Here is a 24802-nt window from a genome sequence, read left to right as displayed (position 1 = left end):
AGACGCACAACGTGTCCACCCGCAATCTACTGGACAGTATATAGCCTTCTCTTCCCAGCCTTCTCCTACATGATATTTTCACAGATGCGGCCTTGCCCTTCTGCCCTCCTTTTGATACGCTAGGGAAAAAGAACAGCAATCCACGGAGGTACCCTCTCATGTCTTATTCTCTTCCAGCCGATATCATTTCAGCCCAAAATCTAACGAAACGGTTCGGAGATTTCACTGCCGTTGACACGATCTCTTTTACTGTCCGGCAAGGAGAGTGTTTTGGACTTCTTGGCCCAAACGGCGCCGGCAAAACATCCCTGGCCAGGATGGTCTTTGGCTTGTCACCCCGAACTGAGGGCCGCCTGACGGTTTTCAGCCAGGATATTTCGGAGCATTCCCGGGAAATTAAAGCACGTCTCGGTGTTGTTGCTCAGGAAGACAACCTTGACCCGGAACTGACGATTCTGGAAAACCTGCTGGTCTACGCCTCCTATTACCGACTGCCGAGAAGTATTGCCAGGGAACGGGCTTTGGAAATCCTGGACTTTATGGATCTTCGAAGTAAAGCCAATGCGGTCGTCGACGAGCTGTCCGGCGGCATGAAACGACGTCTGACAATCGGCCGTGCGTTGATCAACCGTCCGGAGCTATTGATTCTCGATGAGCCAACCACCGGGCTTGATCCGTACGCCCGTCATATGGTCTGGCAGCGTCTGCGGCAGTTAAAAGAAAGCGGTACGACCATGCTCCTGACAACACACTATCTTGAAGAAGCCAGTCATCTCTGTGACCGACTGATCATCATCAATCAGGGCAAAATCCTTGAGCAAGGTGTACCGAAAGATCTTATTGATAAGCATGTCGGTGCATATGCGCTGGAACTCGGAGTGAGTCCGGATATGCAAAATAAGCTCCTGAACTGGAGCGCTGAGTGGCTGAAATCTTATCAGCAAATTGGTGATGATCTGGTTCTCTATTCTGATCTCGGACCAGCTATGGCTGACAACCTGAATCAAAGAATTGCCGGTGAACACCTTCCTGTCAGCTATCAGCGCCTGAGACCTACAAATCTCGAAGATGTTTTTCTAAAACTGACCGGCGAAACGCTGCATGGTGTCCGCGGCGGTTTTGAGAAATAATCTCAAAACCGTTAATGATATGGAGGATAATAGGATGAAAATAATTAAGCTCGATCTTAACCCCGTGCTGACCTTTAAGGTATTCGTACGGAATCTGAAGGTTTTCGGTAAAACATGGAAAGCTAATATCATGTTTAACTTTCTGGAGCCGCTGCTTTATCTCTGGGCCATGGGCTTTGGTCTGGGTGTTTATATTACGCAGATCAACGGGCTTTCCTACCTTGATTTTCTGGCTCCGGGGCTGATCGCTTCTTCAGCGATGTTTGCTGTAACTTATGAGATGACCTACAACAGCTATACCCGGATGTCCAAGGAGAAAATATTTCACAGCATGGTGGTTACGCCGGTAAGCATGGACGACATCATCCTCGGCGAAATCCTGTACGGCACGTTCAAAGGTGCTCTTTACGGTGCGGTTTTCTTTATTGTCGTCGCTTTATTCGGCATTGTCCACTCCCTGTATGCCCTGCTCATCTTTGTCCCACTGATCCTCATGTCCGTCATTTTTTCCAATCTCTCTTTAATTTGGACGAGTCTCGCTCCCAATTACGACTCTTTCGGCTATTTTTTCACGCTGTTGATTTCTCCAATGTTTCTGTTTGCCGGAATCTTTTTTCCGATTGAAAGCTTGCCCGCCGCCATTCGTTTTCTTCCGTGGCTGACGCCGCTGTACCATACGGTTGAAACGGTGCGTCCACTGGTTCTGGGACAGGTTACTCCAGCAATCACCGGCCATATCATCTGGCTCTTAGCCGTTACGCTGCTGACATTGCCTTTCCCGCTGGTCATGGTAAAAAAGAAACTTATTCAATAATGAACTCTTTTTCGTTTCTGGGAATCTAGACGGCTGCAACTTTCCAACATATACAGGCAATCTTCCCTATGATCGTTTCTCTGATCAGCCCGTTCTCTGCTTTGCTTTGAAGATAATTCCTGATGTCCGCTTTTTGCTCATCAGTCAAATCTGTCTTCATGCCAAGTCTGCTGATGTAATGACGGTTCGCTTCATCCAATGTGCGGACACTTTCCCTTGCTGTCTCGATATACGTAATTTCAGGACAAAGTTTTTTGAGCCAGAGAATATTGAAACAGCAGTACAATCCTTTGTTGCCGTATACATCTTCCATATGGGGCGGAAGAAACCGTCTTTTCAGTTCGTCACTAATGGAATCATGCCGTTCAACAAAATGACTTAAAAAACAATATTCACTGCTGACTGCGATCATCTTCTCAAGGCTTTCCCTGCTCCCAATAGCGGGAGACATAATGGCAGTTACCAGGCTGAATTTTTGCTTCCACTGTTTTGCGAACAAGTCGTCTTGCCGCCAGTCCATCTCCATGAAATCAATATTTTGAAGCTCCCGGGCCGCCGCGTAGTCTCTGGCGGTTCGCACCATTTTCGGCGAAATATCCACACCGGTTACGTTTTTCGCTCTTCGGGCAAATTCTGCTGCAAAACGGCCGGGTCCGCAGCCGATATCCAGAACAGTGCTGTCTTCCCGGAGCATTCTTTTTGCGGTAAGCAGTTCTGTAATATTTACAATTCTCTCATCAGGTTCGATGCCTGTGAATTCTTCGACCCTGTTGTCCCAGGAATCCGCGCTTCCTTCTTTATAACTGCTTTTGGAATCTTTAGTTCGCCAAATTTGATCAAAATAATCAATACCCATCGCTTCCACCTTTATATTTTTGATCCGCTCAAACGGATCAAAAATGCATCTTTCATCTAATATTACCATCAACTCAGTCCCAAGCAAATATCATCATGGAGGCTGCCCTTCTTATCAATAAAGCATGATACGAATTAGTTTCTGCGCTGTCATATTTCTGACTTGCTCTCCTTAGACAGATTTGATAATCTAATAAAGATATTTCCTGCTATCACCTTGTTGACTCTAAAATACGTCAACTCTAAAATGCATGGTAACCGTTGAAGATTTTTACTAATTTATGTAAAAAGGAAGATAAGAAAACATGAGTATTCTGACTGTTAAAAACTTGAGTCATGGCTTTGGCGACCGAGCCATATTTCAAAATGTTTCTTTCCGCCTGCTGAAGGGCGAGCATATCGGCTTGATCGGGGCGAATGGCGAGGGAAAATCTACGTTTATGAACATCATTACGCGCCAACTCGAGCCTGATGAAGGCCAGATCGAATGGTCTAAACGGGTCAGGGTCGGTTATCTCGACCAGCACACGGTTCTGGCCAAAGGAGCAACGATCCGCGATGTTCTTAAGGATGCTTTTCAGTATCTTTTTGCACTGGAAGCTGAGATGCTCGCGATTTGTGATAAAATGGGCGACGCTTCACCTGAGGAACTGGAAGTGCTGCTCGAAGAGATGGGATTGATTCAGGAAACCTTGAACAACAATGATTTCTATATTGTCGATGCTAAGGTTGAGGAGACCGCCCGCGGTTTAGGTCTGCAGGATATCGGTCTCGATAAGGACGTGGATGACTTAAGCGGCGGTCAGAGGACCAAAGTACTTTTGGCCAAACTTCTGCTGGAAAAGCCGGATATTCTGCTTTTGGATGAGCCGACAAACTATCTCGATGAACAGCACATTGAATGGCTGAAACGCTACCTGCTGGCCTATGAAAATGCATTTATCCTGATCTCACACGACATGGAATTCTTAAACAGCGTAATCAATCTGATTTATCATATGGACAACCTGCAACTGAACCGCTATGTCGGAGACTATCAGAATTTCCTGAATGTCTACGAGACAAAAAAGCAGCAGCTCGAAGCGGCCTATAAAAAACAGCAGCAGGAAATTTCCGACCTGGAGGATTTTGTCGCGCGCAACAAAGCCAGAGTCTCTACCCGAAATATGGCGATGTCCCGCCAGAAAAAGCTCGATAAAATGGACCGGATCGAACTGGCCAAGGACAAACCCAAACCGGTATTCAACTTTAAAGAAGCCAGGACTTCCGGCAAGCTCGTGTTTCAAACCTCTAATCTGGTGATCGGCTATAACGAACCGCTCTCCCGTCCGATCAATATTTCCCTGGAGCGCGGCCAGAAGGTTGCATTAACCGGCGCTAACGGGATCGGCAAAACCACGCTCTTAAAGAGCATCCTCAGTGAAATCCCTTCCCTTTCAGGCCAGGCTGAACTTGGAGACTATCTCTTCCCCGGCTACTTTGAACAGGAAATCAAGGATGCCAATTATAAGACTTGCATTGAAGAATTCTGGTCGGACTTCCCCGGCTATACGCAGTACGAAGTGCGGGCAGCGCTGGCCAAATGCGGTTTAACAACGAAGCACATCGAAAGCAAAATCCTGGTCTTAAGCGGCGGTGAGCAGGCCAAAGTACGACTCTGCAAGCTGATTAATAAAGAAACAAATTTTCTGCTGCTCGACGAACCAACCAACCATCTCGATGTCGAAGCCAAACAGGAGCTGAAACGCGCGCTTCAGGCCTATAAAGGCAGCCTGCTCCTCATTTGCCATGAGCCTGATTTTTACCAGGATGTCGTTACGGAAGTTTGGAATTGTGAGAATTGGACGACCAAGGTCGTCTAAGGCGGTAAACTTCCATAGATTTTGCTTCATTTGCTCTATTTTTAATTGTAGATTGTTTAAAAACTTGAACAATAAAGTATCCTATACATTTATACTTTATTGTTTTCTTTTTTTTCTAGTTGAAGGCCGCAATTTTTGCAGTAGTTGTCCCCTTCGTCCTGAATAACTAGGCGGCAGTTCGGACAAGTTCGTGTAGATGCTTTTATGTTTCTGTTTTTTGCTAGCTCTGCTGAGACAATGCCAGTAGGTACGGCAATTACGCCATAACCAAGAAGCATCAGCATGGAGGCAACAATCCTTCCCAAAGGTGTGACCGGTGTAATGTCGCCAAATCCGACGGTCGTAAGGGTCACAATCGCCCAGTAGATTGAGGCCGGAATACTGTCAAATCCGCTGGTTTCCCCTTCAATTAAATACATCATTGTCCCAACGATTACAACCACAACGAGGACCCCCTGCAGAAAGACAATAATTTTATAGCGGCTGGCCTTCAGCGCATTGATCAGCGAATATGATTCACCGACGTACCGGCCGAGCTTTAAGATCCGAAAGATCCTCAGTAGACGAAAGACCCTAAAAATCAAAGCAAACTGGCTACCGGCGATAAAGATACTCAGATACGTTGGCAAGATTGCCAGTAAATCGGTTACGCCAAAGAAACTTTTCAGATATCTTAGTTTATTTCTTACGACCCAGATTCTGATGATATATTCAATTGTAAAGAGAAGCGTGATCACCCATTCCGTACCAGAGAGAATTGTGCGGTAATCCTGATTCAAATTGGGCAGCGATTCCAAACAGACAACGAGAATACTCAGCAGGATCAGCCAGAGCAGCGCAATATCAAAAGACCTCCCCGCATGGGTATCGTTCTCGAATACGATCGTAAATAATCTGTCTTTGAGCGAAAGATTTTTATTATTTTCCCCAGTCTTCACTTTTTCTGTCTTGTCTCTATGCGATTCTTTTACCATTTTTTATTCTCCAGTTATAATAAAATTAACCTATAATTTAAAAGAATAATTTTTTTTGTATTATAGCATATTATTTTCCAAAATACGTCTTCCGTAGCTCTGTATGAATCTCTATTGTCCAAAATTAATCGAGGAAAGAATTTGGTCTACTTCTGCCAATCCTGCGCTATCCGAATAAGCAAACTACTTTATATAACTCAAGGAAATTTTTACTGCTTACCACTATAAAAGAGTAAGGTTTATCTAAGCCTTACTCTTAAACTATTCCATATTCTAATTTTTACAATACTCTCGTAATCGGATTTACTTTTTAAAACAATCCGTCCGTTATTCTTCCGATGATACGACCCTGCTTCGCAGTTCCCCGACCATGCTCGGTACGTCAATCTGCATCGGGCAGCGCTCCACACAACGTCCGCAGCGCAGACAGGTGTACAGCATCGGAGCAGCAGCATCTGCTCCGCCTTCAACGAAGGCCGTCCAGACGGATCCTATGCCGCTTAAGTAGGTCTTGCCATAATGCCCTGCTGTGACCTGGAAAACAGGGCACTCATACATGCAGCCGCCGCAGCGCAGGCAGTGCGAAGCCTGGCTGAAATGTTCCTCCGCCATCATTTTGCTCCGGCCGTTATCAACAAAAATCACATAAAATTCTTTCGGTCCATGAGCGCCGTAAGTCGTAACCTTCTCGATATCCCCGGTTTTGCTCGGACCACTGATAATATTGACATAGCTCGGTGCTCCGTACTGGGCGTATCTCCAGGTTACCTCGGCCGTCATCATAGCCTCTAGGAAAGACGGTACGAGTTTTTCGATCCCCACAATGACAATATGTACCGGCGGCGCACCTGTACAAAGCCGGACATTGCCTTCATTTTCAATAATAACAACTTGACCGGTATCGGCAGCAACCACATTGGCGCCGCTGATTCCAATATCGGCAGTGAAATATTTCTCTCTTAAAAATTCCCGTACGACCCCAACTTCCTGGGCAATATCGGGAGGCACTTCCTTCTTAAAGAAATCGGAAAAGATCTCGGCAACCTGTTCCCTGGGTACGTGGATTGCCGGAGACAGAATATGCATGGGGCGGTCATCCTTCAGCTGAAGAATGAATTCCCCAAGATCGGTTTCCCAAACTTCGTTCCCGGCTTTCTCCAGCCCGTGCCTGAGTTTGAGTTCTTCACCCAGCATGCTCTTGCCTTTCACAATGACTTTGCCGGTACCGACAATCTCATCGAGAATACGGAAAACTTCATCCTTGTCTTTAGCAAAGAAAGCCTTGCCATGATTTTTTTCAATGGCATCCATGGCCTGTTCCATAAGCGCTTTATTATGCTGCATCGAATATGTTTTAATTTCCCGGACTTCCTCGGCAAGCTTTTCCGTGTGCGGATAGCGATCCATGGTTGAAGATACCGTCTCCCTGTAGGATTTTACAGCTCTGGTGATCGCCCGGTTAATATTATGGTCTTTACTTGCTTTATTCAAATTCTTGGTGTAGGCGCCTATTTCTTTATTTAAGTCAGACATTACCCTTTAAACCCCCTAAATAAGAATTCAACCATATCATCCATGATCATCGGATGATTCTTATCGACACCGCTTTCCAGTGAAGATAAGCAGTACGGGCAGGAAATCAAAGCCCGCTTCGCTCCGGTATCCGCTAGTTCAACCACTCTGCGTTTAGAAATTGTCTTGGATATCTCGGGAAACAGCATTTTACTCGGACCTCCGCAGCAGGTCGTCCACTCCCTGCACCGCAGCGGTTCAATATATTTTACACCGACTGCATCCAGAACATCTCTGATCTCCTGGGATATGCCAAGTTCCCTGGCCATCCGGCAGGAATCATGGATAACCACCGGATCCTTTTCATCAACAGCAGGAAGCAAATGCCTTTTTTCCCAGACCAATTCGATAAAAGTCTTTACCTGAATATCCGGAAAATCAACCAGTTTTGGATAAACGAGCTTGAACATTTCCGCCGCATGCGGCGAAGTACAGACGACGACTTTTGCTTCGGTCTTTCTAATGCGTTCAGCCAAGACTGCAGCATAGGACTTTAATTCTTGCCAAAAACCAAGTTCATCCAGCAAAGCACCGGTATACATATCTGCCTGAGGGTCATAGCAAAGATCATAACCAAGCTTTTGCAAAATGATTGCGGCTTTATAATTGATAGAACAGAATCTTTCTTTGTCTTTAGCTAAAACAGAAGCATAGATCTTCTCCGCATTAATACCGGTTTTATTCACAATCTTTCTTGCTCCCATCAACCAGGAGAAGAGGTTGCTGGACGAATCGACATAGATCAGCGTCTTTACAAGTGAATCAATATACGGTAAAAGCTGATATTCACTGCCTGTATAAAACAGGATCTCACCTTTTTTAGGCAGCTTTAAATCTTTTACCCAGGAAGCTATCTCCTTTGGTTTCAAGGCCAATGGGTTCTGATATTCAACAATATTATCTCTGATTAACGCCAAAACAGGCGGCAGTTTTTTCTTCTCAGGCAAAATCTCACAGCCCTTCTAATGAAATGGAACTATCAATTATTTAATACAAAAAAAGCATAATAGTAAATGCCCAATAAAAATGTATTATGTATTCATAATTCGGATAATACAATGATCTGTTGTTTTAAATCATTTTAAATCATTTGAAGAAATAATAATTCTGCATTCTGGCTTTAAATCCCTTCTTATGATAAGATAGAATTAGTTTCCAGGCGAAACCAGAAAGAGGAGAATTCTATGGAAGAAAACATCACTCCGGTCAGACCCAGAAGAAGATTCTGGATAAAAATTATTCCAATTGTGCTTATTATTGCGCTCATTGCCGCCATGATCGGTTTCAAAGGCTACGTAATCGTTGAACCTGGCCACCGAGGCGTTATCGTCCAGCTCGGTAAAGTTAATTCATACGTTTTAGACGAAGGATTCCACATCATTGTACCATTCATCCAGGATGTTATTCCAGTTGAAGTCCGGCTACAGAAAGACCAGTCTGACCAAACTACCTCTTCCAAGGACCTTCAGGTCGTGAATACAACGATCGCTGTAAATTACCGGCTTAATCCGGAGAATGTCAACAAGCTCTTCCAGGATGTTGGCCTGGAATATAAAGAAAAGGTTGTCGACCCGGCTGTTAGTGAATCGCTCAAGGCTGTAACCGCTCAGTATACAGCGGAAGAACTGATCTCTAAACGTTCGGAAGTCAGCGCCAAAGTCAAAGAGATGCTTGGTAAGAAGCTTGCAGTTTATTATATGGGACTGGACGATATCAATATCACTGAATTTAATTTCAGTGATCAATTCAATCAGGCCATTGAGGAAAAGCAAATTGCCGAACAGCAGGCCTTAAAAGCAAATCTTGATCTGCAGAGAATCCAAGTCGAAGCCCAGCAGCAGATTGAACAGGCCAAGGCTGAAGCAGAGGCCCTTAAGCTCCAGAAGGATGTTATTACCCCTGAACTGGTAGAACTGCGTAAAATTGAGGCTCAACTTGAAGCGATCAAGAAATGGGACGGCAAACTCCCGACCGTGACAGGCAGCGGCGCTGTTCCGTTTATCGATATCAATAATCTGAACAAATAATTATATGGAATAATTAACTCAGTATATTTAGATATTTAGGGATTTAAATATCATTAGGTAATTCATTAGGTAATGATGAAACAGCCCGCATTCTTTCAAAGGAATACGAGCTGTTTTTCTATTGGAAATTCCAATGATCCCATCAAATCATTTTATCTATCTCCATCCAGTAGGTTCCCAAGCCCTCCAAGGATACTCCCCTCGCCCTTCTGGGCCCCACCAAGCCTCGGCGCGGAAGCTATGATTCTGTCGGCGAGACGGCTGAACGGCAGAGACTGCAGCCAAACTTTGCCGGGGCCGGAAACAGTCGCAAAAAACAGTCCTTCTCCGCCAAAGAAAGCAGTTTTGATGCCTCCGACAAATTGAATATCATAGCAAACACTACCGGTCATCCCGACAAGACAGCCGGTATCGACCCTGAGGGTTTCTCCCGGCCGAAGTTCCTTCTCGATAATCGTCCCGCCGGCATGCAGGAAAGCCAGGCCGTCTCCCTCGAGCTTCTGCATAATAAATCCTTCACCGCCAAAGAATCCGGTTCCGAGTCTCTTGTTAAATTCAATTCCAATAGCAACACCCTTTGCGGCACATAAAAAGGCATCTTTTTGACAGATTACCTTACCATTATACGCAGTCAAATCAACGGGGATGATTTTCCCGGGATAAGGGGCCGCAAAAGAAGCATGCGCTTTGCCTGCCCCGCTGTTGGTAAATAGGGTCATAAAAAGGCTTTCTCCTGTCAGCAACCTTTTTCCTGCTCCAAATAGTTTCCCGGTAAGTCCCCTGTTTTCTCCCTGTCCGGATCCGTCCCCGAAAATGGTTTCCATCTGAATGCCCGGTTCCATAAACATTAAAGCTCCTGCTTCCGCAATCACACTTTCAGCCGGGTCCAATTCAACCTCAACGAACTGCATATCATCCCCGTAGACCTTATATTCGATTTCGTGAGCTTTTCCCATGTAAACTCCTCTCTTTCCTGATTCTCTTTTAACTATCTTTTGTTCATCTACATATTTATTTGGTTTTACCAATCAATTTCCATACAAAACGCTAAAATCCTGCTTTCACTTTTCTTTTCCTAAGAAAATCTCGACCATTCACAAGAAAGTCTTTATGATTTACAGGGAAATCTCAACGACATGGTTTTTTCCGTCGTCGCTTAAAGCAATTGGAAAATAGTCCTGAACTTTATCATCGACTTTAATCTTAGTAGACGTCCTACTTTCACCAGTTTCAGCACCTGCTGACTGCCGGCAGTTTACCATAATTTGATACGTTGAATTTTTATGCCGGTAGGTCAGGGAATAGGTTTCCCAGTTGGACGGAACACACGGGGTTAACGATAGTTTGTCCCCTGTAATCTGCAACCCGAGAATGCCCTCAAGGGCCGCCTGATACATCCATCCGGCGGCGCCGGTATACCATGTCCATCCGCCTCTTCCGACATTTGGCTGAACCGCATAGACATCGGCAGCGATTACATAGGGCTCTGCCTTATATTGACTGACTTCAATACCGGTACGGGCATGGTTGACCGGATTCAGCATCTGAAATAGCTCCATCGCCTTATCCCTGCTGCCAAGTTTACTAAATGCCAAAACCGCCCAGGCAGCCGCATGTGTATATTGTCCGCCATTCTCTCTGACTCCGGGAATATAGGCTTTGATATACCCGGGGTTTTTTTCTGTTTTATCAAACGGCGGCGTCAGCAGTTTTAACAAGGCTGCCTCCTTATCCCAAAGATATCTTTCTACCGCCAGCATGGCATCCGCTGCTCTGCTTTTTAAAGCACTGCCGGACAGTATAGACCAGGACTGGGCAATCGCATCAATTTGACACTCGGAGCTTGTGATTGAACCTACCGGAGACCCATCATCATAATAAGCGCGCCTGTACCAGGAGCCGTCCCAGCCATATTTCTCCATATTTTCCTGCAGCTCATTGAGGATCTCGGTATATTTTTCAACTCTTTTGTTGTCATCTTTTCTGGCACAAACTGGGATAAACCTTTTAAGAACTGCTAGGATAAACCAGCCAAGCCAGACACTTTCTCCGTTTCCTTCCCTACCAATCGCGCTAAAGCCGTCATTCCAGTCCCCGGTCCCGATCAGAGGCAAACCGTGCCCGCCAAACCGCAGACTGCGGTCTATCGCCCGTACACAGTGTTCATATACTGAACCACTCTGCTCCGAAGTCTCCGGAACGGCATAACGTTCATCTTCATTTTCTCCAAGGGCTTCAAGCTTTAGAAAGCTTGTTTTCTCTTCTAAAATACTGAAATCTTCGGTATGCTCCAGATAGTCTGCTGTTACGTAAGGCAGCCACAATAGGTCATCCGAGAATTTTGTTCTGGTCCCTTTGCCGGTCTCCGGATGCCACCAGTGCTGTACATCCCCCTCTGGAAACTGTCTGGAACTGTGTAGGATAATCTGTTTGCGGGTTATTTCCGGTTTGATGACGGCCAGGGGCATGACATCCTGAAGCTGGTCTCTGTAGCCGTAAGCCCCGCCTGTTTGATAGAATCCTGACCTGGCCCAAATTCTGCAGACAATGGTCTGATAGAGCAGCCAACGGTTTACCAGCAGATCAAAGGATGGCTCCGGAGTCGAGATCTGGATACGGGACAAAACATCATCCCAATAGTGGCTCACATCCTGGAAAGCCTCTTCAATTCTGTCCGCACTACGAAAAGCTTGAATCAGAGAAAGCGCCGTTTCTTTATTTTGTTCATCCCCAAGCAGCAAATAGACCGTTTTTTCTTCTTCAGGATCCAGAGTTACTTGAAGCTGCAGGACTGCACAAGGATCAATGTCCGTACCCACCTTGCCTGAAAGACAAGAGAATATTCCTGCCGGTTTTGCCAGGCTGCCGCCTGCACCCAAAAATTCGATACGGTCTGACGTTGACGCTAGATAATCCGCACCTGAACTGGTAATAAAGGCTGCTCTTCCGGCAAACTCTTCCTGGTAGACATTCCGGCAGAAGATGGTTTTATCGTGTAGTTCAGTGAGCAAATACGGCATGCTTTGTTCCCTGTTTACCCCCAGTACCCATTCCAGATAATAATAGACAGAGAGATGCTTCGGCATCGTATTTTTATTGGTCAGCCTTAACGCTGTGATTTTCAGATTCTGCCCTAGCGGGATAAACACCCTCGTTTCCTGTTTAATTCCAAAGCTGAAATGTTCAAAGACAGTGTACCCCTGGCCATGCCTGATAAGATAAGGCTGACTGTCCCTGGCCGGCTGCGGCAGAGGTGACCAGTAGTCTTGGGAATCTTCATCCTTGATAAAGACTGCCTCCCCGCTCACATCGAGCAGTGGATCGTTTGACCACGGGGAAAGTTTGTATTCCCTGCTGTTTTGAGACCAGGTATAGCCCGCCCCTGCTTCAGAAATGATTGTCCCAAATTTTTCATTCGCGATAACATTAACCCAGGGCAACGGGGTTGGCTGATTTTCCTCGTTAATGATCACATATTCTTTTCCGTTGTCCGTAAATCCGCCATAGCCATTAAAGAACTTAAAGCCTTCTGTCTTTTTACTCTCCAAGACAGTGCGATATGTTTGATTCACATTCTGTACAGGCAGGCTGCCTTTTTCTGACCGTCCGTTGATAATACGGTTGCCTACGATCTGTTCTATCTTGATTCTTTCGCTAGAAGTTTGTTCACTCGCAACCGACTCGTCTATAATCTTTTCACCAGCGCGCAGACACTTCATGATCTGGTGGTTTAAAGACCCGTTTTCTCCGGAAAATATGACACTTGCGACGGTATGAAGCAAAACGTCATCCTCCGTGGAAAGCTGATCTTTTTTTAGAAGAAATACGCCTCCGGGTTTGTTGACAAGTTTCCGAACATGGCTGATGCTGATTTTCTCCATAATAACTTCCTGGATCGCCTGAAAGTATCCCGTTTCGTCCTCATTAAAAATAACCAAGTCGATGTAGATGCCTTTGATTTTCCAATATTCATGAATGGTCAATATTTGATCGACCAGCTTGAGTTGGCTGTTGTCCTGAATCTTCAGCATGACAACCGGCAAATCACCTGATATGCCATGAGACCAGAGAGAGGTTTGTCCAAGCTGATTAGATGCTGCAGGGCTTTTCCGAATTGGGCAGCCATAGATGACCTGCCCGGCCAGACTGGAAATCATATTGGCTTCTCCAAAAGACAGTTGAAGGTTCGTTAATTCCATCAGATTTTGCGACCATGCCAATTCCCTGGCTTGCGTGATCACATAGCCGCTGCGGTATTTCTGTGCAAGCTGAAGGACAGATTCCAGCTTATTGCCATATCCGGTTAGGAAATAGACAGATACTGTTTTTCCCGGATCAATTCTCACTCTCGCCCGCAGACTTAAGATAGGATCAAGAACCGCTCCTACCGAATTGGACAAAGGCTGGTTAATATCCATGACCCTGGGATCAGCCAACGTTCGTCCACGTCCAATAAATTTGACTCTGTCTGTCTCATACTCGGTTTCTCCAAACATATTTCCTTCACTGAACAAGGTATGCATCATATAATGTTCAGCGTTGTGCAAATGTCGCGGCCGCCGAAAAGCGACAAGGGTATTATTTTCATACTTTGTCTGGATGAACAATTTACTGAAGGTGGGATGAGCCAGATCCGCCGAGAGTTCATCTAAAGCAACTTCCACATAACTTGTCAGCTGGAGATCCCTGGAATAACTGCTTTGATTGGTCAACGTGATTCTTCTGATCTCCACAGGATCCTCAGGAGCGACGAATACATCTGTCTGTGTGATGATATTTCCGTCTTTACGAACATACTTAACGGTATTCGGAAAACAGGTCACCTTATATTCCTCAGGCTGTGTCTGAACTGGTTTGGCTGTAGCCGACCAAAGATTTCCTGAATTAAGATTTTGAACATAGAGAAATGTTCCATACCTGTCCATGGCGGGATCTTTACGCCAGCGGGTCAGGAAAAGATGATTATACTGACTGTAGCCTGTACCAGAAAGCGTAAGCATAATGGCATATTCCCGATTCGAAATGAAACTGCAGCGCGGAACCTGGGTATTCGGACTCAGGTAGACCACAGGTTTCTCTCCGAGCTTGCATGAAATAGCACGGACTTCCTTTTCCCCGGTTTCTTCGATCATCGGATTAAATGTATATTCTTTCAGCGGCACCTGCTCCTGCAGCAGCATTTCAATTGATTTGATGACCGGTTCCTGGTGGAAGCGCTCCTGCATCCTGTTTGCTCCAAGGACATTCCCTAAAGCAATCAGGCTCATCCCCTGATGGTGAGACATATAGCTCTTGACGATGCTGGATTCCTCATTATACGGAACTCTGCTTTTGGTATAGTCAATCGCTTCAAACAATCCGAATACACCGTTATAACCTTTGTTTTTCATCAAACGGAGGTTTTCCATACTTGCTTTAAAATCAACCGGCAGAGCCATAAATGTGGAATACGGGGATATGACCATATCCTTGGACAATCCTCTTTTCAGGCCTAATCCCGGAACGCCAAAAGCTTTATATTGGTAATTGTTCTGGATATCAAAACAGAAAAATCCCGATTCAGATATCCCCCACGGCATTTTGGCCTTTTTTGAATGCGCCTGTTGGATCTTTACCACAGAGTTATAGGATTCATCAAGGAGCGTTCCACGATAGTTTTTTAACAGAATAGAAGGCATTAAAAACTCGAACATGGTTCCACTCCACGATACCAAACAGCGTCTGCCGTGTATTCTGGTCAGCGGCCGGGCCATCTTAAACCAGTGGCTTTGAGGCACATCCCCTTTGGCAATTGCCAACAGGCTAGTCTGCCGGGCTTCCGAGGCCAGCAGGTCATAATAGGATTTATCCAGTTTTTGCTCTGTTAAATTGTAGCCGATTGTAAACAGCTTGATCTGATCGTCAAACAAGGGCTTAAAATTCATTCCATACACAAGATGATGAAGATCTTTCTGTAGCTTCCCAGCCCGAAGTAAAGCCAAAACAGCTCGTTTAAGCCCGAGATAGAGATAGGGCTGTAATTCCTTACCGTTGGTTTCCGGATTATTCAGCAAGTCCAGGTATTCCCGGATAAGAGATTTGGCTGGGTATTGTCCGAGCTTCCGTAAAGGATCAGGCAGGTCAGGTAGGGTCAGGAACGGAAAAAAATATTCCAGCGCATTTTTTCCATCCTGAAGCATCCGGAGCAGAGCCTCCGGCCAAAAATCTTTTGTCGTATTCTCATTTTGATCTGCCGGGTTTCTGAAATGATTACGCGTCGGCTTTCCCCATTTGTCTACAAATGCATAACAAGTTTGAAGGTCTGTTATTCCTGCGAACGCTCCAGCTTTTTCAGCTCGCTCACTTGCTATAATGGCTTTCAGCTCTGTTCCGAAAGATCCCCAGACATCAGGATTAACCATGCTGGCATTTTCCTCACTCAGCAGAAAGGTGTCCATGAATCCCTGCAGCATGTTTTGGCCGATCAGTGGTTTCCCTGGAATCTCGGCCAGGCCGTTTTTTAGTGCAATCATATAGCCTGCCAAGTTGCCGCTGTCAACCGTTGAAATATAGATTGGGTGAAGTGGTTCCAGCGTCTGCGTATTGTACCAGTTATAGATATGCCCGTTCCATTTTGGCATTCTTTGAATGGTCCGGAGCGTATTCCTGACCCGGCTCAGCATTCTCTCCGTGGTCACATAGCCGAGATCTCCGGCTGTAAGGTTGGCCAGTAGCGCCAGCCCGATGTTGGTAGGTGATGTCCTGCAGGCCTCTCCTTTGTACGGTTTTAGCTGGATATTATCCGGAGGCAGATAATTGTTTTCGGCATTGACAAAAAGATCAAAATAGGCCCAGACCTGCCTGGAGAACATACGAAGCTCCCTGCGGTCTTCGGAAGATATCTCTGTGATAGAACCGGCATAAGGCAGACTCATTCGATAGGCAAGCCATGGCGACGCCAGCCAGCTGATCAGCAGGATTGTCAGGATTATCCCGGTAAGCAGGCCTACATAAAAATAACCAGATAGAAAGAAAAGGCTCATCACAATGCCGCGCGCCATTCTATGATAAAAATTCAAAGGGTCTAACTGAAGATGCATTTCAGAATCTGCCGCCGTCTCCCATTCCAGTAAATTGCGTTTGGTGATGATTTGTCTCCCAAGACTCCTAAATACGGCGTCGAGTTGATTATACGCTTGATACGGCAGCACCGCGATGCTGAACAGGATCTGGCTGATTCCTAGTTTCAGCTCAAACTTAAAGATCCTGAAGGTTATACTGCGGTCGATAAGGCGCCCGCCAATGTTCAGAAGCAGTGGTAAACTCAAACTCAGTAGGACTAAAATTGCCAGCTGGCTGAAGAACTGATGCAGCGCGGTAATGGCTAGAAAAAGAATAATTATCTGAAAAGGCGTTTCCAGGCTCCGCCTGAGATTGTCAAAAATCTTCCAGCGGGATACAACGGAAAAGTCCTGCTGAAACATATAACGCGCAATTTGCCAGTCTCCCCTTATCCAACGGTGAGTCCTTTTGGTATGTGACAAATATTTTGTCGGATAGCCGTCAAAAAATTCAATATCCGTCGCTAAGGCTGTACGGGCGTAGAGCCCTTCAATCAAATCATGACTAAGGATCCTATTATCCGGAAAGGCATTTTTTGTCACAGCATGAAATACTTTCAGATCATAGATACCTTTTCCTGTGAATATCCCTTCTCCAAAGAGATCCTGATAGATATCTGAAATCGCGCACGTATAGGGATCAATGCCTGCTGTTCCGGTGGATACCCTGGCAAAAGGCGAAGCAAACGCACTAGCTGCCGTAAGACCAATCCGTGGCTGAATAATGCCATAGCCATAGGCAATATTTTTACCGTTGTCAGCCAGTCTTGCTTCATTCATTGGATGCGCAATTGTACCAATCAGCTTGCGTGCAGAATCTCTGGGCAATATGGTATCGGCATCCAGCGTGATGACATAGCGGAGTCCTCGCATGGCTTCCGGATTTCCTGTCTGGACAAAGTAACTCGTCTCCCCCTCGTGCAGAAGCAGCCTGTTAAATTCAATTAGCTTTCCCCTTTTTCTTTCCCATCCCATCCAGATTTTATCTTTTTCGTTCCATTTTCTTTCTCTGTGAAAATAGAAAAAACGCTCTTCTCCATATTTGTCATTCAGTTTTGCCGCCGCTTTGACACCTGCCTGAATGATTTCATCATCGCCAGGTTGTTTGGCCGCAGGGGCATCTGCAAAATCACCGAGAACGGCAAAACACAGGTTTTGATCCCGGTTACTTAAATAGTGGGTTTCCAGTTGCTTCATTTGCTGCCGGACTTTAGACGGATGATTGAAAATTGCTGGGATCACAACAATTGTTTTGTATTGTTCCGGTATCCCGTTATCCAAGTACAATTTTGGCAAGAAGTTCGGAGACAACATTCTGCAGAACAGACGATTAATGAAACAGACAGCCATGCCATTGATCAAGATCAGCGCTCCGATCAGGCTCAGAAGCATACTTCCTGACAATACATTGCCAGAATTATTTTTTGTCAGATCCATAAAAATAAGAAAAGGTATCAGTGTCGCCAGAAATATTAACCCGAGGTAGGACAAGGCCGGTTTTAATTTCAGATAGCAGTATATGCCATGAAAAGATTTTTTTACCCTTCCCCAACCGTCGGCCAACTCCTTTTCCAGGCGTACCTTGCCGGAACCAAACAAGTAATAGCCAACATGGTTAAAAGGTGCAGACTGGTTTTGGGCAGCTAAATTTTCCAATGTTCTGGCCACAATAATTTCTGTAACTTTATATTTTCCTGCCAGACCCTCGATTTCGTGCCTGTATTTGTCCCGGGAATCAAAATCCATCTTATCAAATATTCCGGCAGGATCTTTTTGAAGGGTTTGCTGTACCAGACTGACATCTTCGAAAAAAGCAGACCAGTTCTCAGCGTTAATCTGTTTTATATCCGTAACAAGTTTGCCCATGGCTGCTCCCTGGGCTGTCAGAAAATGATGTTCTGAATTTACGGCCTTCTCCACCGTTGTATTTTGTCTGCTGGCCGCATTATCAAGCCAGTTGTACAGTATTTTAGCTTCTGGGCCATGTTCCTTGAGCTTTCTAGCGATTCTTTCCATAAAAATTGCTGTTAACACGTCTTCCAAATCATGCCCTGATACAGGAGCCATTTCAGCCAGAGGCGTTTCAGTGTCCGTGCATCCGTCAAATACTTTTTTCAGCCAATCATCAGCTTTTCTTCTTTCGGTCTGGATATAAAGAATGCGCTCAACCTGATAGTAGACTTTTTCCAGAAGCAGTACTTTAAGCATCATTGGAACAGCCCATATCTCAGCAGATGAAAGCGGCGCCTCTTCTTGGTACCCGGCAATAAATGCTTTTAACCGATCAAAATTCAATTCATGTTCGGACTGTTTTAGAAATTCAGCTATAATCAGATAAATTCTAGGATATCCGGCGTTATCCCCCCCTTTTAAATACTGCAGCTTGCTTTCATATTCTTTTGAGATATCCTTAGTCAGTCCTGTAATTAATTCGCTGATAATGTAGTAGTTGTCAAGATACCATTCTGATGCGGGAATGACGTCTTCCGTCTCATAGTAATATTCGTTAATTAGAGAATAAGCTTCACGGATATAGGCACTTTGTCTTTTAATAACCGGCAGTAGGCTCCGACCTTTAGGGGTAAGCCCCAGCCAGTTATGGAATTGAGCAAGTTCCGAGATCTTCATATTTCAACCCCAACATATTTTTTTCTTTACTCATTATGTCCATTTCTGCTGGCATAATTCGTAATTTGCAGCCTGCCGGGGCAAATTGCCGCTCCTCACCATCCATGGTACCGTAGCATTAGGCCATCCGTAGGCGTCAAAAGGCCGTGTTCCGCGCTGTACAAGGCTACACTGCCCGAGCAAAAAGGAAAGACGCTTCAATTTGAAGCGCCTTGCTGAGCTAAGCTTTGATACAGTCCTTTTTTTGAATTTACTGAGTATATTGTATTAGAAGAAAATAGTCATCTTAAGAAAAATAACCTTGAAAATCTTCGAGGGACATAAGGATCTCCCTCGGTTTATTGCCCTCACTGCGGGCAACAACGCCGGCGTCCTCCAGCATATCCATCAAGCGAGCTGCCCGGGAATACCCAACTCTCAGCCGCCTTTGCAGATAAGATACCGAAGCGATCCCGGATGCAATCACCAGCTCGCCGGCTTCAGCAAAACGCTCGTCAAGATCTTCATCAGGTTTTTCTGAGGCTGTGGTTTCCACGAGCAGATTTTCATCGAGCTCATAAGCTGATCGACCCTGTTTTTTCCAATGTTCAATGACATTTTTTGTTTCTTGCTCGTCAATAAAGCAGCCGTGAACTCTTTGGGGTTTATTCAGGCCAATCGGGGAATACAACATGTCCCCTTTGCCCAATAATTTCTCGGCACCGCCCCCATCAAGGATTGTTCTGGAATCAATCTGCGAGGAAACGGCAAAAGAAATCCGGCTTGGAATATTCGCTTTAATAAGTCCAGTAATAACATTCACCGACGGACGCTGCGTGGCGATGACCAGATGAATCCCTGCCGCTCTCGCCATTTGAGCAAGTCGACAAATAGCCTCTTCGATTTCATTGGCAGCTACCATCATAAGATCGGCCAGCTCGTCAATCACGACGACAATGTAAGGCAACGGCTTATCCATATTCTTATTAAAGTGGTCAATGTCACGAACACCGCTGGAGGCAAACAGTTCATATCGGTCTTCCATTTCCCTGACAATGAATTTAAGGTATTTGGATGCTTTCTTCGGATCCGTAACGACCGGTGAGAGCAGATGGGGGATGCCGTTATACTGGTTAAGTTCAACCATTTTCGGGTCGATCAAAAGCAGTTTGACCTGATCCGGTGTATAGGAAAACAGCAGAGAATTCAAAAGACAATTAATAAAAATACTTTTCCCGGAGCCGGTAGCGCCGGCAACAAGCAAATGCGGCATTTTTCCGAGCTCACCGATAACAGGCTGATCCGCAATATCCTTACCGAGCGCAATTTTCAGCTTACCACCGGAGCCCGTAAATGATTCAGATCCGATCACTTCTCTGAAATAGACGGTCCTGGACTTTTGACACGGCACCTCAATCCCTATAGCCGCTTTGCCCGGGATTGGTGCTTCAATCCGGATATCTCTCGAAGCCATGGCCAGGGCAATATCATCTGCCAAATTGACAATTTTGCTGATTTTTGTTCCCGGAGCAGGTGAAAGTTCATAACGTGTGATGACCGGGCCGACGGTAATATTAGTAACTTTTGCAGTCACTCCGAATGTGCTTAAGACATCCTCCAGAAGCTCCGGGTTTGTGCGTTCTGCCGCTGCGGTACTGTTTTCCCTGTGCCGTAATAATTCGATCCGCGGCAGCATCCAGGCTTTCGTTTTGATATCATCGTAATCGTATTCCGCAGATATATCTGCAGATATATTAATCAATGGTTTTGATTGAATTTTCTCTTCAGTCACGGGAGCAGCTGCAGTCACTTGGGTTACGGGAGTTACTTGCTGCCTTTCCTGGAAATAATTGTTTCTCTGAAACAGAGTATCCTGTTTCTTTTCCTTATCTGCGCTTTCCAGCGGAAATGTATTGTTTTTTCTGACATCTTTCTTACCCTCTTTGAAATAGTCTTTAAATCCATTCATACTGACCGTATTTTCCGAAATATAGAAGCTTTTGTCTCCTTCGCCAAAATACGTAGAGAAATTCGCTCCCAAATGTTCCAGGTGATCCGTAGTTGCGACCGGTTCGTCATTCACAAATAATCGCTCGGCAAAATAAGATGAAAAACCATTTTCGCGCGCCAAACTTACCGGTATGCCTGTCTCATGTTCAGAAACTGCCTTATTCGCCAACCGGTTGGCCTGAGCTTCTCTGGACCTGGCGGCACTGATCCTTTTCGACAATTCGGCTGTTTTTACTTGTTCTGTTGATCTGGCGTTGTTAACTGGTCGGTCTTTCATAGTATCCTTTTTACGTTTATATTCCTCATATCTGTTATCATATTCGTCATCATCGTCATCATCGTCATCATCCTGTTCGCGTTTTGTTCCGGAGATTAGCCAGCAAACAACTGCGAAAATCAAACAAATTACCGGCAAGCCAAGCGCGTAATTTCCAAGAAGTTCTTTAAAAAAACTAAAAACATTGGTCGAAAACTCCTCGACCTCGAAATAGCCCAGAATCCCAATCAAAAACATAAAAAAATACAGCAGCGAAAGTGCTTTTATAAGTATTTTTCCAACCAGCTTCAAGGTTTACCACTCCTAACATTTATCAATATCATTAATCTCAGTCGATTTGCAGGTATTCCATAAGATCAAGTACGCATTTTTCCGGAACCGGGACCTCTCCAATTTCGACCGGACTGAAAAAGCCATGATAGTCGCTGCCACCCGTTGAGAGAGTCTTATATTTTCGCGACAGTTCCTCAAAATAGGCAATCTTCTCTTCGCGCTGAACCCAGTAACCGTAATAGACTTCAATTCCAATCGGCTTGTAACTCAAGAGATCTTTAGTCAGGGACTGGTCCACGATTAGTCCTGGATGAGCTAAGACAGGAAGTCCGCCTGTTTCGAAAATCAGATCAACCGCATCAGGAAAGGGGTTGCCTTCATAAGGTATATAAGCTGTTCCGCCGGGCCTGAGGCAGGACGCAAGATTATCCCAATTAATGGTGAGATTTTGATCACGTTCAGTTTTATTCCAAATCGTGTAAATAATATGAGACTTGCTGACGACGCCTTCGTAGCTTGCTGTATTTTTAATCTCCTGCCATTCGAGCATCAGTCCCAAATCTTTTAGTTTTCCGAGCATTAATTTTGTAACAGCAGTTCTCTCTTTACGGATTTGCTCAAGCTTTGCCTGAAGATAGTCATTATTGATGTCTCGATAATAGCCCAGCAAGTGAATCTCATGATTCTTGTAATAGGTATTCAGCTCAAGTCCGGGTATAATCCGGATTCCGTAATCCAGCGCAATGTTTTGCGCTTTGGTGACACTGGAGGTTGTCTCATGATCGGTAATGGCGACAATATCCATCCCTTTTAAAGAAGAAATTTGCAAAATCTCTTCAACCTTGAGACTTCCGTCAGACTGATTGGTGTGGATATGAAGGTCAGTTTTCAATCGTAACGATCCTCTCGCCAAGATTTGCTATAATGTTTTCTTTTATACTATTTTATTCGTTTTTTACGGCAAAAATCCTTCAACATAATTTGAATGATTATTATATGTATGATCTGCCATAGATTTTAATGCAGTCTGAAATGTTATCGTTGACACAACCAAGTAATTTCGATATAATAGCTTTCGTCGTCAAGTGTAAGAAACACTTAGGGGATTAGTTTAATGGTAGAACAGCGGTCTCCAAAACCGTCAGTGAGGGTTCGACTCCTTCATCCCCTGCCACAGTGATATCAAGGCTTTCAGCCTTTTTTATTTTGTATTTATACTTTGGGCAGATTTTGAGCAGATTTATTCCACGTCACGATGGACACACCCTTGCCCTCTGCTAACAGTTCCTACTGCCAAGCCTGTAGCGGACTTTCACCGCCTAGTTATCGCCCATGCCGGGCGCATAACAATAAGGGAATCGGAATTATCCGACTCCCTTATTGTTATTTCTCTTTCTAAGGTTATGATCTCTTACAATTGCTGATTTCATTAAATCAATTTAAGAAATCGATCATTTTGAAGGATATGTATCACTTGATTCATTGCTTTTCTTTAAGCTTTTACGATTAAGTCTAAGATGAAATAGCACTAAAACTACTAATAAGAAACCGGGAATAACATGGACGGTTTCAAACATTTCTTTGGGAATTATTTCATTTATTAGCGCAGTAATCACCAAGATCAGAAGATCAAAACAAAGCAATATATTAATAATTCTATTTCCTTTATTCGTATCCAATTCAATTACTCCTTTCATTAACAATATGTAATATATTAACAATCAATTATGTCAATTATGTGAAATATAGTTGACAATTTTGTGAAATTTGAAAAAGGGAGAAAATCCCATCCAAAAGAATCTTTTTCTTCCCTCTCTTTACGTTTTGGAGTAAACAAAAATAGTATGCCAATCATCATTGCAGGAAGATCGATAATCACCTGCAGAATGAATATTCTAACATCCGGTGCATATATCTGCTGCACAATATAGCTTCTGACAATGAATGAACCCCGGTTGCTATAAAAAATTCCAGTAAATTTTCAGTGAATTTTGGGTAATTATTAATAATGTAATTTTAAATTTTTTAATATTTCATTGATGATTTATATGTTGATTTGATTTGATTTAATTTGATTTGTTTCTGTGCTCTTAATTATTTGGGAACATCTACAAGAGTGAAACGGAATAAAAAGATTTTGTGATCCCATACTAAAATTAAAGGAGGGTTAGTATGAGCTGGAGAGAATCACGATTTATGCAGGTTGTGTGGACTGTTATTCGCGTATATATTGGCTGGGAGTGGCTAAATGCCGGTATCGGCAAAACTTTTGGGGCTAGTGCTGCAGCCTGGGTAGGCCCGAACGCTGGAGCGGCCGTTACAGGTTTTTTACAAGGAGCCCTCACTAAAACTGGCGGCCAGCATCCTGATGTATCCTGGTGGTATGCATCATTTATTCAAAATATTGCTCTCCCAAATGCCAAACTGTTTGGTTATGTGGTTGCCTGGGGAGAACTGCTGGTTGGTTTGGGATTAATCCTCGGATGCTTCACGACCATCGCTTTACTCGCAGCAGTCTTACTAAACATGAGTTACCTACTAGCTGGTGCAGTCAGCACCAATCCGATGCTATTATTCTGGGAAGCTGTACTACTTTGGGCCGGTGCAGCTGCCTACTACTGGGGAGTAGACAGGATACTTATACCCCAGTGGAAAAAACGACGACTCAAGCAAGGTATTGCGTAACTTTGAATTGAAAAAGACACGGGACAAAACCCGTGTCTTTAACATTTTCTCCTTATATTTTCTCGTTTATAACAGAAACAAAGATTTTCCAAATTCTTTTTTCGCAGGGATATTTATCATTCAATTCCCCGCCTTTTTTAGCGTCCGCCAGTACGGGGTAACATCCTAATTGAACACCCTCTGTACATAAGAAACAGAGCACCATAATAGATGCTCTGTCCTTCATTACCTGGCAACGTCTTATCTTCCCTTGCAGTATTTTCAGCCCAGGAGGTCTTAACTTCCGTGTTCGGGATGGGAACGGGTGGTACCCCTCCGGTATAGTCACCAGATCTTTTCGAGGTTCGAAGTTCGAAGCTCGAGGTTCGATCTTGTTGGAATCAACTTACCGATTCCTTCTTTAATCTTTCCCGTGCTTCTAGCTCGTTCTCTCAAAACTGCACAACAATTCAGCTTCCTGCATTCATTCATCTCTAAGTCTAGAGGAATCAAAGGTCAAGACCTCGACCTATTAGTACCGGTCCGCTCCACATGTCGCCATGCTTCCACTCCCGGCCTATCAACCTGATCATCTTTCAGGGGTCTTACCAGATTACTCTGTGGGAAATCTCATCTT

Annotated in this window: 14 protein-coding genes, 1 tRNA gene and 2 rRNA genes; 6 read left to right on the top strand and 11 right to left on the bottom strand. The window is 44.6% G+C overall.

All coding sequences use genetic code 11. The annotated features are described in order from the left end of the window. Positions 1 to 158 precede the first annotated feature (158 nt). Together A7K50_RS03785 and A7K50_RS03780 are read left to right on the top strand one after the other, a co-directional pair. Positions 159 to 1130 carry an ABC transporter ATP-binding protein gene (locus A7K50_RS03785; RefSeq protein ID WP_020492748.1) on the top strand — a complete coding sequence of 324 codons (972 nt, stop codon included), beginning with the start codon at positions 159 to 161 and terminating at the stop codon, positions 1128 to 1130. A gap of 34 nt (positions 1131 to 1164) precedes the next feature. Then, positions 1165 to 1944 (top strand): ABC transporter permease, encoded by a 780-nt coding sequence (locus A7K50_RS03780; RefSeq protein ID WP_020492749.1) that lies wholly within the window; start codon positions 1165 to 1167, stop codon positions 1942 to 1944. Between the two features lie 25 nt (positions 1945 to 1969). On the opposite strand, the gene A7K50_RS03775 is transcribed toward A7K50_RS03780, so the two are convergent. Continuing rightward, complete coding sequence (locus A7K50_RS03775; protein ID WP_243103629.1) at positions 1970 to 2869, bottom strand: class I SAM-dependent methyltransferase; 900 nt, start codon at positions 2867 to 2869, stop codon at positions 1970 to 1972. Between the two features lie 235 nt (positions 2870 to 3104). Between A7K50_RS03775 and A7K50_RS03770 the strand changes: the two genes are divergently transcribed. Next, positions 3105 to 4661 carry an ABC-F family ATP-binding cassette domain-containing protein gene (locus tag A7K50_RS03770; RefSeq protein WP_020492751.1) on the top strand — a complete coding sequence of 519 codons (1557 nt, stop codon included), beginning with the start codon at positions 3105 to 3107 and terminating at the stop codon, positions 4659 to 4661. A gap of 89 nt (positions 4662 to 4750) precedes the next feature. Here the strand turns inward: A7K50_RS03770 and A7K50_RS03765 are convergent, their stop codons facing one another. From A7K50_RS03765 to A7K50_RS03755, 3 genes are all read right to left on the bottom strand, one after another. Further along, complete coding sequence (locus tag A7K50_RS03765; RefSeq protein ID WP_020492752.1) at positions 4751 to 5635, bottom strand: ion transporter; 885 nt, start codon at positions 5633 to 5635, stop codon at positions 4751 to 4753. 327 nt (positions 5636 to 5962) lie between these two features. Next, the gene (locus tag A7K50_RS03760) at positions 5963 to 7168 is read right to left on the bottom strand and encodes a lactate utilization protein B (RefSeq protein ID WP_020492753.1); all 1206 of its coding nucleotides are present in this window, start codon (positions 7166 to 7168) and stop codon (positions 5963 to 5965) included. Then, positions 7168 to 8154, bottom strand: coding sequence for a (Fe-S)-binding protein (locus A7K50_RS03755; RefSeq protein ID WP_020492754.1), 987 nt, complete (start codon positions 8152 to 8154; stop codon positions 7168 to 7170). The genes A7K50_RS03760 and A7K50_RS03755 overlap by 1 nt, the downstream gene beginning before the upstream one ends. A gap of 237 nt (positions 8155 to 8391) precedes the next feature. Between A7K50_RS03755 and A7K50_RS03750 the strand changes: the two genes are divergently transcribed. After that, entirely contained in the window at positions 8392 to 9234 is an 843-nt protein-coding gene (locus A7K50_RS03750; protein ID WP_020492755.1) for a prohibitin family protein, read from the top strand. A gap of 152 nt (positions 9235 to 9386) precedes the next feature. Here the strand turns inward: A7K50_RS03750 and A7K50_RS03745 are convergent, their stop codons facing one another. From A7K50_RS03745 to A7K50_RS03730, 4 genes are all read right to left on the bottom strand, one after another. After that, positions 9387 to 10190, bottom strand: a complete 804-nt coding sequence (locus A7K50_RS03745) for a TIGR00266 family protein (RefSeq protein ID WP_020492756.1) — start codon at positions 10188 to 10190, stop codon at positions 9387 to 9389. A gap of 159 nt (positions 10191 to 10349) precedes the next feature. Then, positions 10350 to 18962 carry a glucoamylase family protein gene (locus A7K50_RS03740; protein WP_020492757.1) on the bottom strand — a complete coding sequence of 2871 codons (8613 nt, stop codon included), beginning with the start codon at positions 18960 to 18962 and terminating at the stop codon, positions 10350 to 10352. A 286-nt stretch (positions 18963 to 19248) separates the two neighbouring features. After that, positions 19249 to 21519 carry a DNA translocase FtsK gene (locus A7K50_RS03735; protein WP_020492758.1) on the bottom strand — a complete coding sequence of 757 codons (2271 nt, stop codon included), beginning with the start codon at positions 21517 to 21519 and terminating at the stop codon, positions 19249 to 19251. A 37-nt stretch (positions 21520 to 21556) separates the two neighbouring features. Continuing rightward, positions 21557 to 22393, bottom strand: a complete 837-nt coding sequence (locus A7K50_RS03730; RefSeq protein ID WP_020492759.1) for a PHP domain-containing protein — start codon at positions 22391 to 22393, stop codon at positions 21557 to 21559. Between the two features lie 208 nt (positions 22394 to 22601). Here A7K50_RS03730 and A7K50_RS03725 point away from each other — a divergent pair. Continuing rightward, positions 22602 to 22675: transfer RNA gene (locus tag A7K50_RS03725), tRNA-Trp, on the top strand. Positions 22676 to 22952: 277 nt separating this feature from the next. On the opposite strand, the gene A7K50_RS03720 is transcribed toward A7K50_RS03725, so the two are convergent. Beyond that, positions 22953 to 23180, bottom strand: coding sequence for a DUF4405 domain-containing protein (locus A7K50_RS03720; RefSeq protein ID WP_083916809.1), 228 nt, complete (start codon positions 23178 to 23180; stop codon positions 22953 to 22955). Positions 23181 to 23673: 493 nt separating this feature from the next. Between A7K50_RS03720 and A7K50_RS03710 the strand changes: the two genes are divergently transcribed. Continuing rightward, positions 23674 to 24186 (top strand): DoxX family membrane protein, encoded by a 513-nt coding sequence (locus A7K50_RS03710; RefSeq protein WP_026156572.1) that lies wholly within the window; start codon positions 23674 to 23676, stop codon positions 24184 to 24186. A gap of 227 nt (positions 24187 to 24413) precedes the next feature. Here the strand turns inward: A7K50_RS03710 and rrf are convergent. Further along, a 5S ribosomal RNA gene (rrf, locus tag A7K50_RS03705) occupies positions 24414 to 24518 on the bottom strand. 159 nt (positions 24519 to 24677) lie between these two features. Further along, positions 24678 to 24802, bottom strand: a 23S ribosomal RNA gene (locus tag A7K50_RS03700); the annotation flags it as partial.

The organism is Dehalobacter sp. MCB1 (genome assembly GCF_003590275.1).
Lineage (GTDB): Bacteria > Bacillota > Desulfitobacteriia > Desulfitobacteriales > Syntrophobotulaceae > Dehalobacter.
The sequence above is the reverse complement of the archived record's forward strand: the minus strand, read 5'-3'. Positions and strand labels throughout refer to the sequence as shown.